Annotated in this window: 12 protein-coding genes; 7 read left to right on the top strand and 5 right to left on the bottom strand. The window is 69.0% G+C overall.

All coding sequences use genetic code 11. The features are described 5' to 3' along the window. Positions 1-59 precede the first annotated feature (59 nt). From WC969_00875 to WC969_00865, 3 genes are all read right to left on the bottom strand, one after another. The gene (locus WC969_00875; GenBank protein MFA6028382.1) at positions 60-1,568 is read right to left on the bottom strand and encodes a mechanosensitive ion channel family protein; all 1,509 of its coding nucleotides are present in this window, start codon (positions 1,566-1,568) and stop codon (positions 60-62) included. A 75-nt stretch (positions 1,569-1,643) separates the two neighbouring features. Continuing rightward, positions 1,644-3,164, bottom strand: coding sequence for a hypothetical protein (locus WC969_00870; GenBank protein MFA6028381.1), 1,521 nt, complete (start codon positions 3,162-3,164; stop codon positions 1,644-1,646). Between the two features lie 209 nt (positions 3,165-3,373). Continuing rightward, on the bottom strand, positions 3,374-4,810 hold the full coding sequence (locus WC969_00865) for an MFS transporter (GenBank protein ID MFA6028380.1): 1,437 nt from the start codon (positions 4,808-4,810) through the stop codon (positions 3,374-3,376). Positions 4,811-4,902: 92 nt separating this feature from the next. On the opposite strand from WC969_00865, the gene WC969_00860 reads away from it, so the two are divergent. Next, positions 4,903-5,589 carry a DedA family protein gene (locus tag WC969_00860; GenBank protein ID MFA6028379.1) on the top strand — a complete coding sequence of 229 codons (687 nt, stop codon included), beginning with the start codon at positions 4,903-4,905 and terminating at the stop codon, positions 5,587-5,589. Here WC969_00860 and WC969_00855 read toward each other — a convergent pair. Continuing rightward, positions 5,486-5,842 carry a GIY-YIG nuclease family protein gene (locus WC969_00855; GenBank protein MFA6028378.1) on the bottom strand — a complete coding sequence of 119 codons (357 nt, stop codon included), beginning with the start codon at positions 5,840-5,842 and terminating at the stop codon, positions 5,486-5,488. The genes WC969_00860 and WC969_00855 overlap by 104 nt on opposite strands. Positions 5,843-6,103: 261 nt before the next feature. After that, positions 6,104-7,768 (bottom strand): nucleotidyltransferase domain-containing protein, encoded by a 1,665-nt coding sequence (locus WC969_00850; GenBank protein MFA6028377.1) that lies wholly within the window; start codon positions 7,766-7,768, stop codon positions 6,104-6,106. 179 nt (positions 7,769-7,947) lie between these two features. On the opposite strand from WC969_00850, the gene WC969_00845 reads away from it, so the two are divergent. The 6 genes from WC969_00845 to gcvP all read left to right on the top strand — a co-directional run bounded on the left by WC969_00845 (position 7,948) and on the right by gcvP (position 14,004). Continuing rightward, positions 7,948-8,928 carry a hypothetical protein gene (locus WC969_00845; GenBank protein ID MFA6028376.1) on the top strand — a complete coding sequence of 327 codons (981 nt, stop codon included), beginning with the start codon at positions 7,948-7,950 and terminating at the stop codon, positions 8,926-8,928. Between the two features lie 116 nt (positions 8,929-9,044). Further along, positions 9,045-9,641, top strand: coding sequence for a Crp/Fnr family transcriptional regulator (locus WC969_00840; protein MFA6028375.1), 597 nt, complete (start codon positions 9,045-9,047; stop codon positions 9,639-9,641). 53 nt (positions 9,642-9,694) lie between these two features. Further along, positions 9,695-10,030, top strand: a complete 336-nt coding sequence (locus WC969_00835; protein ID MFA6028374.1) for a nitrous oxide-stimulated promoter family protein — start codon at positions 9,695-9,697, stop codon at positions 10,028-10,030. A 10-nt stretch (positions 10,031-10,040) separates the two neighbouring features. Beyond that, positions 10,041-10,634 (top strand): hemerythrin domain-containing protein, encoded by a 594-nt coding sequence (locus WC969_00830; protein ID MFA6028373.1) that lies wholly within the window; start codon positions 10,041-10,043, stop codon positions 10,632-10,634. Between the two features lie 12 nt (positions 10,635-10,646). After that, entirely contained in the window at positions 10,647-10,994 is a 348-nt protein-coding gene (locus WC969_00825) for a cupin domain-containing protein (protein ID MFA6028372.1), read from the top strand. A gap of 136 nt (positions 10,995-11,130) precedes the next feature. Next, the gene (gene gcvP / locus WC969_00820) at positions 11,131-14,004 is read left to right on the top strand and encodes an aminomethyl-transferring glycine dehydrogenase (protein MFA6028371.1); all 2,874 of its coding nucleotides are present in this window, start codon (positions 11,131-11,133) and stop codon (positions 14,002-14,004) included. The last annotated feature ends 4 nt before the right edge of the window (positions 14,005-14,008 follow it).

Below are 14,008 nucleotides of genomic sequence, written 5' to 3'. Positions count from 1 at the left end.
GAAAGCGAAGGCCCTCGCTCACGCGAGGGCCTTCCCATCGGGGCGCGGGTCCCGCCGTCCTAAAGCTTGAAGAAATCCTTGATCTTGGAGAGCAGGTCGCGCTGTCCCAGCCCGAGTCCGCGGGCCGCCTTTTCCCCGTCCAGGCGCTCCCGGGCTTCGGCGAGCTCGACGCGGCGGCTGGCCAGCAGGGCCGCGATGGACTCCGCGAGTTCCGGCCGGCTGGCCAGGACGTCCCGGAAGCCTTCGCGGTCGAGACGGTAGCAGCCGGTCTCACCCACGGCTACGACGGTGGCCGTTCGCGGCTCCCCGGTGAGCAGCCCCATCTCCCCGATGAAATCCCCCGGGCCCAGCGTCTTCAGCGTCCGGGAGGAGCCGCCCGAGGAGATCCGCACCTCGGCGGAGCCCGCGTAGACGACGTACAGCCAGTCGGCCACCGCTCCCTGGCGCATCAGCGTCTCGCCCGCGGCGAAAGGAGTTTGCTTGAGCCGGCCGGCAAGGAGGTTCTTCTCCTCGACCGTCAGGCCCTGGAAGACGTCCACGCCGTTGAGGGCCGCCAGCCGGCGCTCGTGCTCCGTTCGGTGGCTCCGTTCCGCCGCGGCTTCCGCCGCCTCGCTGACCACCATCGAGCGGGTCGCGATGGAGAGCTTGATCCCGGCGCGGGTCAGAGCGTAGTAGACCTTGGCGCGCACCAGGGCGTCCGTGCGGCCGGGCGCGGAGAGGTTCGAAAGGTAATAGCGGACCTCGTAGGCCGCGCAGTTGGGCTGGAAGGCGCTCAGCGCGCAGTAGGGCGCGGGCGAGGCGGCCACGCCGGCCGGCGGATCCTCCCGCATGGCCCCGTCCACCGCCGAGGTCACTTCGCCGGGGGCGCGGTCGTAGTAGACGTTGAACGAGACCGCGCGGAAGCGCGTGCCGTCCTGGGCTCCGCCGAGCACGGTGACGGGGTTCTTCATGAGGATGATGTTCGGGACGACGACCAGGTCGCCGTCGAGCGTCTCCAGGGTGGTCTGGCGCCAGCGCACTTCCCGTACCACCCCTTCGTGCTTCTCGACCGAGATCCAGTCGCCGTGCTTGTACGAGTCCTCGAGGTGGAGGACCATCCCCCCGATGATGTTGCCCAGCGTGTCCTGCAGGGAGAACGCGACCACGCCGGTGACCACCGCGGAGGTGGCCAGGATGCCGCTGAGGTTGGCGCCGGAGGCGGAGACCACGGCCAGGGCGCCGAGCGCGTAGGCGACGACGAAGACGAGGTCTTCCACGAATTTGGAGACTCGGGCCCGCATGCGCGGCATGACCAGCGAGAAGCCGAAGACTCCCGCGATGTTGATCGCGGCGATCACGGCCAGCATCCGCGCGGCCAGCTCGAACATCTTCGGAAGGCGTCCGGCGTCCGCGCCGCCCATCAGCTTGACGACCAGGAGGCCGGCGATCGAGGCCGCGGCCATCAGGGCCGTCCCGCCCAGGCGCTTGCGGGAGACCGGGTCCGCCGCGTACAGCGCGGCGAGCGCCAGGAAGAGGAAGGAGTAGAAGCCGATGACCCAGGGGCCGAAGAGGGCGGAGATGTTCTGCACGGTCCTATTGTAGGAAATCGGGGACGAAGAAGGCCCCCGTGATCCGGGGGCCTTCTATGCGCGCGGCGGCGGCGCTCAGGCGAAGAGCGAGGCGATCTTCGCCACGAGCAGCGCGCCCCAGGCGGTGCGCACGAGCATGCGCTTGCCGAAGCCGAGGAGCGCGAAGACTCCCGAGCCCACCAGGGCGGCGAGGAGGATCCGGCGCATCCAGCGGCCGGAGTTCGTGTCCTGCGTCGCGTCCAGGAACTGGAGGACCGCCGCGCCCAGCAGGAGGGCGCCGGCGACGATGAGGACCTGGCTCCAGACCGGGAGGGCTCCGACGAGGTGGAAGCCCGCGACGATGATGTTGGCGGCGCCGAGCGCGGCGAGGACGGGGATGCCCCATTTCTTCAGGGAATCGAGGTGGAGGCGCTCCCGGAGGGGGCGGGCGATCGGCGCCGGGACCAGCACGGCGTTGGCTTTGGCGCGCTGCGTGCCGACGAGGTAGACTTCCAGGCGGTACGTGGAGAACCTCATCCCCAGGAACTCGTTGGGGGAGACGTCCTCGGAGTGCCGCAGGTTGAGGATGACTTCGTTGGCCTCGGCCTTCAGGTTCGCGTCCTTGAGCTCGTCCCGGAAGAGGATGGCGATGCCGACCTTCTCGCCCTTCTTGCGGATCTGCAGCTTCAGCCGGTTGAGCAGGTCCTGGCGCGCCGCGGGGTTGCCGAGCAGGTCATGGTCCTGGGGCGAGTAATCGTCGGCGGCGAACTGCGCGATGAGGACTTCCTGTCCGACGCCGGGCTGGAGCTTCCGGAGCGCCGGCCCCAGGTTCTCGATGACGCGCATCGAGGCGGCGTTGCTGTCCGCGGGGCTCTCAAGCTCTTTTCGGAAGTTGGACAGGGAGGTGTTCGCGAATCCCCCATAGACGAGGGGTTCGGGGCGGAGGAAGGAGGAATCGTTGGCCAGGGTCGACAGGAGGGCCTGCGCGTGGCCGTGGGCCGCCGCCAGCGTGTGCTCGTCGCGGGCGGCGGCGGCGGCGCGCTCGATGCCCGAGAGGAGGTCCATCGTCTCCTTCAGGAAGGCCCCGTGGTCGGTGTAGGCCTCCATCGCTATCCGCATCTGGCGGACCTGGCCCGCGTCGAGGCCGTTCTTCTCGTAGGCCTGGGCGACGACGTAGGCGAGGCTCTTCACGCCCCGGACGTACTCGGCTTCCGCCTCCTCGATGGCGGCGAGCAGCGCGGGTTCGTCCTTCGAGAGGCGGGCGGCCTTGACCTGTTCCTGGATCTTCGGAGCGTTCGGCATGAGGCTGAAGAGCATCCGGTCCATCTCGCGGGCGCCTTCGAGGTTCAGGGACGCGGCCAGGGGGGCGCGGTAGAAGCGATGGGAAGGGCGGAGGACGTCGGTGAGGGTGACGACCAGCTCCTGCTTGAAGCCGATGAGCGCGGCGGGGTCGCTCGGGGTCAGGCAGCTGCGCATGGGCCCGGGGACGATGAACTGCTGCACGGGCGGGTTGAGGAAGCGGCCCACCGAAGCGACGACGGCGTTGGCCGAGCCCGCGGTCGGAAGGGCGCAGAGGACGCCGGAGAGGATGAGGCCCGTCGAAGCTCTTCGAATCATAAGTCCTCGTTGAGGTACGGAGATGTGTATACGCGAAGTATACGGCTGGCGGCGCAGATGTGGATGGGACGATGAGGCAGGGATGCGGCGGAATGAGACCTATTCCGCCCGGTTCACAAACGGAGGCGCCAGAGAACCTGCCCGTTATTGACCTGGGACAAAGACGAAGGCCCCCGCTCGCGCGGGGGCCTTCGTTTCCGACGAGCGGGTCAGTGCGCCGACGCTCCCTTGGGGGCCGGCTTCGCGTGCCAGATGCGGGTCAGCAGGTAGAAGCCGGCGAGCGCGAAGGGCGCGAGGAACACCGGCCAGAAGCGCCAGTCGCGGCTCGTGATGTAGCCGAGCGCCAGCGATTGGAGGCCGGTGCCGAGGTAGACGAAGCCGTCGATGATGCCGACGGCCGTGCCCGCGGCCTTCCGGCCGCCGAAGTCCATCGTCGCCGTGCCGCTGAGCAGGCCGTGCGTGCCGATGACGCAGATGGACATGAGGAAGGCGATGAAGCCCAGGACCCAGCCGTTCTGCAGGAAGGGGATCATGAACAGGGTCGCCACGAAGCAGGCCGCGTAGAGGAAGCCCGCCGCGGGCGCGCGGCGCGACTGGAAGAACTTGTCGCTCACGGTGCCGGCGAAGACTCCTCCGACGATGCCGGCGACCATGAGGACCATCCCCCAGTTGTCGTTCATGAAGCCCCAGCCGCCCGAGCAGGTCTTGGCGGCCGTCTTCGCCGCGGCGACGCAGTCGGGCGCGCCGGCACAGGCCGCGACGGCGTCCTTCAGCGTGGCCGCGCAGGGGGAGATGTGCTCCTTGGCGAAGATCTTGAACCAGTGCATGATGCCGTTGCGCATCACGCCGGTGCAGAACTCCACGAGGGCGATGATGAGGATGACCTTGTGCGTGAGCACGCGCTTGAGCACCTCGAAGATCGGGGGCTGGTGCTGGTCTTCCTCCCCGCTCGAAGCGTCGGCCGTGTCGAAGTCCTGGAAGCCGGCCTGAGACGGCGTGTCGCGCAGGAGGAAGAGCTCGAGCAGGAAGAAGGCCGCCAGCAGGAGCGCGGGCCCGAAGAACACCCAGCGGGTCGCTTCGACGCCGGGGATGCCGTGGCTCTGCGCGAAGCGCAGGATGCGCTCGTTGACGTCGAAGGCGAGCCAGAGACCGGTCGAGATCATGATGCCGAAGATGCCCGAGAAGGTCCCGCGCTCGCGCACGTGGAACCAGTGCGCGTTGACCTTCACGATGGCGACGGCGCCATAGCTCTGGAAGTACATGTTCACGCCGTAGAGCAGCGTGAAGACCAGCCGGAGCGAAGCGGTCTTCGGGTCGGGCAGGGCCAGCACGTGCTGGAGGTAGAGGCCCATGCCGAGGTTCGCGAGCGCGGCGCCCAGTGCGCCGATGAGCATGGCCTTCTTCCCGCCGAGCTTGTCGGTGAGCGGGCCGTTGACGAGGAAGGCGAGCGCGTAGACCCAGGCGCCCACGCCGAAGATGGCGCCGAAGTCCGACTTGGGCATCAGGTCGCCCAGGGCGGTCTGGCTCACCGTGAGGTTGTAGCGGCCCATGTAGAGCAGCGCGTAGGTGAGGCCGAGCGGGAACCAGTTGAAGAAGCGGCGGGTGCGGTAGGCGGGGGAGTGCTGGGGGACGTCGGAGGCGTTCATCGTCTCGCTACCTCGGCGGAGCGGGGTGACGGCTCACGAAGGATAGCAAAGTCTCCCGCCGCCCGGGAACGCAAAAGGTATAATCCCGTCCCATGGAAATGCTCCAGACGCTCCTCGACGTCTTCCTCCATCTCGACAAGCACCTCAACGCCTGGGCGGGCCAGCTCGGGCCGTGGCTCTACGGCGTCCTCTTCGCCGTCATCTTCAGCGAGACCGGCCTCGTCGTCGCGCCGTATCTCCCCGGAGATTCCCTGCTCTTCGCGGTCGGCGCGCTCGCCGCCTCCCCCGACTCGCCGATCAAGCTTCCCCTCATCTGCGCGCTGCTCATCGTCGCGGCCATACTCGGCGACGCCGTCAACTATTCGGCGGGGAAGTGGATCGGCCCCAAAGTCTTCAACAAGGAAGACTCCATGTTCTTCGACCGCCGGCACCTGCTGCGCGCGCACCGCTTCTACGAGAAGTACGGCGGGAAGACGATCGTGCTGGCGCGGTTCATCCCCATCGTGCGCACCTTCGCGCCGTTCGTGGCCGGGATCGGCGAGATGTCCTACGCGCGCTTCGCGCTCTACAACGTGACGGGGGGGTGCGCCTGGGTCCTGAGCTTCCTTCTGGGGGGCTACTACTTCGCGAACATCCCGACCGTCAAGAAGAACTTCCACTTCGTCATCCTCGCGATCATCGTGATCTCCGTGATCCCCGTGGTCGTCGAGTTCCTGCGCGCGCGCTCGGAGCCGGAGGCCGGGTCAGCGCCTCCTTCCTCTCCTTCGGCAGCGACTTGATCGCCGCCTCGCGCACCAGCGCCTCCGAGCGCGTGTAGCCCGCCTGTTCGTAGACGAGCCCGAGCGGCGCGTGCGTGCGGGTGTAGGCCGCCCCCTTTCCCGAGCGGTGCGCCGCCAGGCGCGCCTCCACATCCTTCGCGATCCCCGTGTAGAGCGAGCCGCCCTCGCAGCGGAGCATGTAGACCGACCACTCCTTCTCGCCGGAGCTCTTCTGCGCGAGCGCCTTGAGCATGCGCTTGTAGACGGGCTTCATCGCGGGGGATTATACCCATTAGGACAACACTCGCAGCAGTTCCTTATTTCTCCCCCTTCGGGGGGAGGTCGGAGGGGGGAGGACTTCCGTTCCCTCTCACCTCGCTCGCGCGGAGATCTCCGCCGCACCGCTTCGGGTGGGGGTTCAGTCCTCCTGGCCCTCGACCGAGTGGAACCTCGGTCGAGTCCACAGCGAGGGAACCGCGTTCCCCCTGGCCGATTACCGATCGGCCGGGCGAGCGCGGCGGCGACAGATAGGCGGTCAGCGATCCGTGGGACCGCGGTCCGAGATGCGGTCCCACAGATCGCTGACCCGGATGTAGAGGCGGAGCCAGTTCGAGTACAGGAAGGAGTAGACCTTCCCGGGCCAGCGCCACTGCGGGCCGGCGGAGGCCTCCGTCGCCGGCGCGGCGAGGGCCTGCGCCACCTGCTCGTAGGGCGAGAAGACGAGGTAGCCGGCGTGCATGCGCGCGAGCAGCGCCGGGTTCGGCGGCACGGCGTACTCGAAGGGGGAGAGGGGGTTGGTCTGGCCCTCGAAGGCCCAGCGCTCCTTGAGTCCCTTCTGGAACGCCCGCGCGTCCCCCAGCGAGCCGTCCTCGGTGACGAGCTGGAGGTCCATGTCGCTGGAGGGGCTCGCGAGACCGACGGCGAAACTCCCGAGCAGGACGACGCCGAGGATGCGCTTGCCGGCCGGGCGGTGCGCGTTCTCCTGGAGGATGGCCGGGAGGATCATCGCGCGGAAGTCTTCGAGGACCCCCGGCATGCGCTCCGAACGGAATCGCCGGATCTCCTTGACGGCGGCGTTCGAGAGCATCGCGTCGAGTCGGTTGGCGACCTGCCGAGGGGGGAGGAGGGCCGTCTCCTCAAAGGCCTGGAAGACGAGCTTGCGGAAATGGCTCCTCCGCGAGGACGGTACGACCTTCTCGATGCGTCCCACGTAGCGCAGGAACGCCTCGCGCGCCATCGGCTGGCCCGGATAGTAGCGGTCGAAGATCTCGAGCCCCTCCTCCTCGATGACCTCGCGGGAGGCGGTCCGGGGGCCCAGCGGGCTCATCGCGCCGGTGTAGCCCTTCGTCCTCCAGGCGAGGAGGAGCCCTTCGAGGTCCTTTACCGCGGTCTCCCGGCCGCGGGCCCTCTCCTGCCAGCCCTGGACCTTGCGGCGGAACTCGCCGGTGCGCAGGCGGAAGTAGAAGTCGTAGCTCGAGGCCTGGCGCGAGCGGTAGAAGAGCTCGGCTCGCACCCGGTCGAGCAGCGTCGGGGGCGGGACGGTCGGGATGTCCTCGGCTCCCGAGAGGAGCTCTTCAGCGGAGACGGAGCGGGGGGACTGCGCGAGGAGAGCGTAGCGGCCATTGGAAGCATGGACGCTGTCACCGGAGACGACCGCCTCGTCCGCGTCGGAGACGCCGTGCGCGCGGCCGTTCTCCCAGATGAGGTCCGCGGAGGCGGGTACGCGCAGCCCGTCGAGCTGTGTGCGGGCGGAGGGCTTGAGATCGCCCCCCGCCTCCTCACCCCCAACCCCTCTCCCGTAGGATGGGAGAGGGGACGCGGTGAGGGGAAGAGCTGTCGTCCCGGCGGCTTTCCCCGTCGCTGCGTGTCTATTGGAAACCTTCGCGGGGACGAGATCCTCAGCCGCCGCGTTGGCGGTGCCCTCTCCCGCCTGCGGGAGAGAGGAGGGGGACGCCGCCGCTTTTTCGGCGGAGTTCCGGATCTTCGGCGCGGGGGAGAGGGGAAGGGAGAGGGACGGGGAGAGGGGAACCGAGAGCGCGGAAGACGGGGACAGGACTCCCGGGGCGTTCTGGCCGGCCACCGGGATCGTCGGTGCGAGCGTCGTCCGTCCGCCCGCCTGTCCCGAAACCGTCTGGCCCGCCGCCAGCGCCGCCCGGAGTAAGATCGCGCTGAGCAACAACGACCGGGTCTTCCGTACCACCAGCGGTGAGTATAGCGGCTCCCGGCCCGCGGCGGATGAGCCGAAGGGCCGGGGTCCGGGGCGGCGTGCGGCCCCCGTTCGCCTGGGCCCTTGGGGAAGAGCATGCTCTATGATTGTACGGCGGTGCTCCCTGGTGCTAATATAGGAAGGCATTCGGACGAGATACTGAAGGAGGGCTCATGGCCAAGATCCTGGACACCGTTCTGCTGCTCGCGCTCCCGGCCTCGGGGAAATCCGAGGTCCGCCGCTTCCTCAAGCTCCAGACCCCCGCGGCCTGCCGCGACGACTTCCACATGGGTCCGACCGTGCAGCTCGACGACTTCCCCTACGTGCACATGATGCGCCGCATCGACGACGAGCTCGAGAAGCTCGGCCAGGACCGCCTCTACTTCAAGTCCGGCGACCGGCCCTTCAAGGACCCCGTCGACTGGGGCACCCTCATCCACCTCGTCAACGAGGACTACCGCGACCTGCTCGCCAAGAAGGTCGTCCGGCCGGCCTCGGCCGGGGTGCATCTGATGGAGCGGCTCGAGGCGGCTTCCGCGAAGGCCGGGGCGAAGCCGCGGCTCGCGAAGCTCGACGAGAAGACCCGGGTCGCGGTCGCGAAGGCCGTCGAGAAGGAGTCGGCGGACCTCCTGCGCGAGAAGCACGAGGGCTATCCCGACACGCTCGAGGGCAAGACGCTCGTCATCGAGTTCGCGCGCGGCGGCCCCGACGGCTCGAAGATGCCGCTCAAGGGTCCCTTCGGCTACGCCTACTCGCTCGCGCAGCTCGATCCCGAGATCCTGCGCAAGGCCGTCATCCTCTACGTCTGGGTCACCCCCGAGGAGTCGCGCCGAAAGAACCAGGCGCGCACGAACCCGAACGACCCGGGCTCCATCCTCCACCACGGCGTGCCGATCGAAGTGATGATGAACGACTACGGCTGCGACGACATGGACTGGCTCGAGCAGAACTCCAAGGCCAAGGGCGCGGTGACGGTGAGCGCCGGCGGCAAGGAGTACCGGGTCCCCATCGCGCGCTTCGACAACCGCGTCGACAAGACGAGCTTCCTGCGCGCCGAACAGAAGGACTGGGCGCCGGCCGACGTCCAGGCCGTGCGCGACGGGATGAAGGCCGCGCTCGACAAGCTGGCCGAGTCCACCGCCGCGAAGGCGTAGGCGGGACCTCCCTGAAGCGCATCGCGACGGATGCGGCGAGACCGGGCGCCCGCGGCGGAAGCCGCGGGCGCCTCGACGTCTGGATCGCGAAGCTTCCCGTCTTCCGCGACCTTCCCATGGAGGACCTCGAGGAGCTCACGCGCCGCGCCGTGCTCCGCCGCTACCGGCGCCGGGAGGCGGTCTTCGAGGAAGGGGACCCGCCCCGCGCGGTCTTCCTCCTGCGCTCGGGCCTGCTCAAGGCGCTCAAGTACACTCCGCGCACGGAGCCCTGCGCGCTCGAGGTCATCGTCCCCGGCGCACTCTTCGGCATGATCGCGGTGCTCGACGAGAAGCCCTACCCCGTGAGCGCGCTCGCCATCCAAGACTCCGAGGCCTACACCGTCCCCGCGGCCTTCTTCGAGGATCTGCTCGCGCGCCATCCCCGCTTCGCGCGCGAGGTCTTCCGGCAGGTGGGGGAGCACCTGCGCAACGCGCAGGGCATGCGGGCGCTGGCCAAGGAGAGCGCCGAGCGGCGCATCGCCCGCGTGCTCGTTCTGCTCGGTGCGCTGCTCGGACGCGAGGTGAAGGTTCGTCGTGAGGATGTCGCCGAGATGGCGGGGACCACGCCCGAAACCGCCGTGCGCGTGCTCGCCGACTTCCGCCGAAGGGGCCTCGTCTCCTCCGGCTGGAAGCGCATCGTCGTCGCGAAGCCCGACCGCCTGCTGAAAATCTGAAAAACATGCGCGCGCGCATGTTTTCTCCTGCCTCCTCCCGCTAGACTATGTCCATGGAGCGGGAGGCGTCTGCCGTTGATGTTGACAAGCGAACTCAGGAATATGGCACCCTGGAACGCTTCGTCACGGTCTTCTGCAGGGAGAAGCATGCTCCGAGGGAGCTCCTCTGCGCGGAGTGCCGCAGCCTGCTCGCTTACGCGACGGACCGCCTCGAGAAGTGCCCGTACCTCGTGAAGGGGGAGCCCAAGCCCAAGTGCAAGGACTGCCCCATACACTGCTACGCGCCTGCCCGGCGCGCGCAGGTCCGCGAGGTCATGCGCTTTTCGGGCATGCATTTCGTGAAGCGGGGGCGCCTCGATCGGCTGCTCCGCTATTTCCTGGGATTCTAAGGGAGGAGACATGCAGGCCGCGATCAAGGAACTCATGGACGACCATCAGGTCATCCTGCGCATGCTGGGAGCGCTCGGCGGGATGGCCGCGCGCATCGCGGAGGGGGGCGTCGTCCCTGCCGACGACCTCGCGGCGGCGGTGGACTTCGTGAGGAACTTCGCCGACGCCGCGCATCACGGCAAGGAGGAGGACCTGCTCTTCCCGGCGATGGAGGAGGCCGGCATCCCGCGCGATACGGGCCCCATCGGGGTCATGCTCATGGAACACGAGAGCGGCCGAGCCTATGTGCGGGCCCTGCGGGACGCCGTCGAGCGGCTCAAGGACGGCGAGAAGGGGGCGGCGAAGGACGCGGCGGAGAACGCGGCGAACTACGCGGAGCTCCTGCGGAGCCACATCGATAAAGAGGACAACATCCTCTATCCCATGGCGCTCGAGAACCTCTCCGCGAGCCGCTTCAAGACCCTCGAGAAGGAATTCTCCCGGGTCGAGGCGGAGCGGATGGGCCCGGCGAGGCGCGCGGGCTATGTGCGGCTCGTGGAACGCCTCGAGAAGGAGTATCCTGCTCCTGCGTGCGGCTGCGATTCCCACGGCGGCTGCGGCTGAGCGGGAGGGGGCATGGAGATCAAGCCGGATCCGAAATCGGGCGAGGACGTCCGCGGGCGGACGCTGGACGCCGCGGGGCTCGTCGCTTATGAGACGGGCGCGGTGGTCAGCCGCGCCCTCATCAAGAAAGGCGTCGGCACGGTGACGGTCTTCTCCTTCGACAAGGGGGAGGGCTTGAGCGAGCACACCGCCCCTTACGACGCGCTCGTGCAGGTCCTCGACGGCGAAGCGGAGGTCCTCGTCGCCGGCGAGCCGCATCGCGTGAAGGCCGGGGAGATGATCATCATGCCCGCCGGAAAGCCGCACGCGCTCAACGCGGTCGAGCGCTTCAAGATGATGCTGGTCATGATCCGCGCCTGACGCCGCAGGGCCGTGACGCGGCCCTGCGTGGGCTCATGTGCGACGGGAATCCTTTCAAGATTCTCGTCCTTGTCGAGGGAGGGGCAAAGGGCTAGAATACGCTTGCCGCAACCTTCATAGAGGTTTTATGCCCACCATGACCAAGCCCCGCCAGAGCAGCGACCTGAAGAACCCCGACGTCTTCGCCGATCGGCACAACGGCCCCTCCCCGCAGGAGACCGCCGCGATGCTCGAGACGCTCGGCTTCCCGACCCTCGACGCCTTCGTGGACGCCGCCGTCCCGGCGAAGATCCGCAGCGGCCGGCCCCTCGAGCTGCCCGCTCCGGCCGCCGAGGCCGAGGCGCTCGCGGAACTGCGCGAGCTCGCGCTGCGCAACCAGGTCTGGCGCTCCTTCATCGGCTGCGGCTACAGCGATACCGTGACCCCGCCGGTCATCCTGCGCAACATCCTCGAGAACCCCGGCTGGTACACGCAGTACACGCCCTACCAGTCGGAGATCTCCCAGGGCCGCCTGGAGGCGATGCTCAACTTCCAGACCCTCGTCACCAGCCTGACCGGGCTCGAGATCTCCAACGCCTCCATGCTCGACGAGGCCACGGCCGCCGCCGAGGCCATGACGATGTGCCGCGCGATCAAGGGCGGCGGAGAGGTCTTCTTCGCCTCCGAGGCCTGCCACCCGCAGACCCTGGCGGTCCTGCGCACCCGCGCGACCCCGCTGGGCATCCGCGTGGAGACCGGCGACCCCGAGAAGTTCCGCTTCACGCCCGGGGTCTTCGGCGCGCTCGTCCAGTACCCGGACACCGACGGCGTCGTCCGCGATTGGACCTCCTTCTGCGCGCGCGCGCACGAAGCGGGGGCCCTCGTCGTCATGGCCGCCGACCCGCTCGCGCTCGTCCTGCTCAAGACGCCCGGAGAGCTCGGCGCCGACGCCGCCGTCGGCAGTCTGCAGCGCTACGGCGTGCCGCTCGGCGGCGGCGGACCCCACGCGGGCTACCTCGCCACGAAGGCCGCGTATGCGCGGCAGATGCCGGGCCGCCTCGTCGGCGTGTCCAAGGACAGCCGCGGCCGGCCCGCGCTGCGCCTCGCGGTGCAGACCCGGGAGCAGCACATCAAGCGCGAGAAGGCCACCAGCAACATCTGCACCGCGCAGGTGCTCCTCGCGGTCATGTCCTCCATGTACGCCGTCTGGCACGGGCCCGAGGGCCTGCGCCGCATCGCCGGGCGCGTGCACCGCATGGCGCGCCTGCTCTCGGTCGGCCTCAAGCGGCTCGGCCTGGAGACCGTCCCGGGCCCGTTCTTCGACACCCTGCGCGTGCGCACGACCAAGCCTCAGGCCGAGCAGATCCTCTCCCTGGCGGCCGCGCGGCGCATCAACCTGCGCGTCTACCCCGACGGCTCGCTCGGAGTCGCGCTCGACGAGCGCACGGGAGAGGGGGAGCTCGCCGACCTGCTCGCCTGCTTCGCCCGCGGCAAGGCCTGCCCGGTCCCCGCCGAGCTCGCCGCCGAGGCCGGAGACGTGCTGCCCCCGGCGCTGCGCCGGACCTCCGCCCTCCTCGAGCACCCGGTCTTCAGCCGCTACCATAGCGAGACCGAGATGCTGCGCTACATCAAGCGCCTCGAGTCGCGCGACCTTTCGCTGACGACCTCGATGATCCCCCTGGGCTCCTGCACGATGAAGCTCAACGCGGCGGCCGAGATGCTGCCCATCACCTGGCCGGAGTTCGCGAACATCCATCCCTTCGCGCCCGCCGAGCAGACCCGCGGCTACCGCGACCTCGTGGCCCAGCTCGAGACCTGGCTCTGCGAGATCACCGGCTTCGACGCCGCCTCGATGCAGCCCAACGCGGGCTCCCAGGGCGAGTACGCGGGATTGCTGGTCATCCGCCGCTACCATGAGGAGCGCGGCGAGGGCCACCGGCGCGTCTGCCTCATCCCGCAGTCGGCGCACGGCACCAACCCCGCCTCCGCCGCGCTCGCCGGGATGAGCATCGTCGTCGTCGCCTGCGACGCCGACGGCAACATCGACCTCGACGACCTCCGCGCGAAGACGGCCGAGCACGCCAAGGACCTCGCCGCCCTCATGGTCACCTATCCCTCCACCCACGGCGTCTTCGAGGAGGATATCCGGGAGATCTGCGAGGCGGTGCACGCCGCCGGCGGCCAGGTCTACATGGACGGCGCGAACATGAACGCCCAGGTCGGGCTCTGCCGTCCCGCCGAGCTCGGCGCCGACGTCTGCCATCTCAACCTCCACAAGACCTTCGCCATCCCGCACGGCGGCGGCGGTCCGGGGGTCGGCCCCATCGCGGCGAAGAAGCACCTCGTCCGCTTCCTGCCCGGGCACCCGCTCGTCGCGACCGGCGGCAAGGACGCCAACGGTCCGGTCTCGGCGGCGCCGTGGGGGAGCGCGAACGTGCTGCCCATCTCCTGGATGTACATCCGCATGATGGGCGCCGAGGGACTGACGCGCGCGACGAAGACCGCCATCCTCAACGCGAACTACATCGCCAAGCGGCTCGCGCCGCACTACCCGGTGGTCTACAAGGCGAAGAACGGCTTCGTCGCCCACGAGTGCATCCTCGACCTGCGGCACTTCAAGGCGACCAGCGGGGTGCAGGCCGACGACGTGGCCAAGCGGCTCATGGACTTCGGCTTCCACGCCCCGACCGTCTCCTGGCCGGTGGCGAACACGGTGATGGTGGAGCCCACCGAGAGCGAGAGCAAAGCCGAGCTCGACCGCTTCTGCGAGGCGATGACCGTCATCCGCGCCGAGATCGAGGCCGTGGAGCAGGGGAAGCTGCCTCAGAACGACAACCCGCTCCACAACGCCCCGCACACCGCCGACTCCGTCTGCGCCGACGAGTGGAAGCATCCCTACAGCCGGCAGACCGCCGCCTATCCGACCGCGTGGCTCCATGAGCACAAGTTCTGGCCCTCGGTGGGCCGCGTGGACAACCCGTGGGGCGACCGCAACCTCATGTGCACCTGCGGCCCGGTCCGCGAGGGCTGAGCGT

The organism is Elusimicrobiota bacterium, from assembly GCA_041660925.1.
In the GTDB taxonomy this organism is placed as follows: Bacteria; Elusimicrobiota; Elusimicrobia; order UBA1565; family UBA1565; genus JBAZUV01.
The sequence above is the reverse complement of the archived record's forward strand: the minus strand, read 5'-3'. Positions and strand labels throughout refer to the sequence as shown.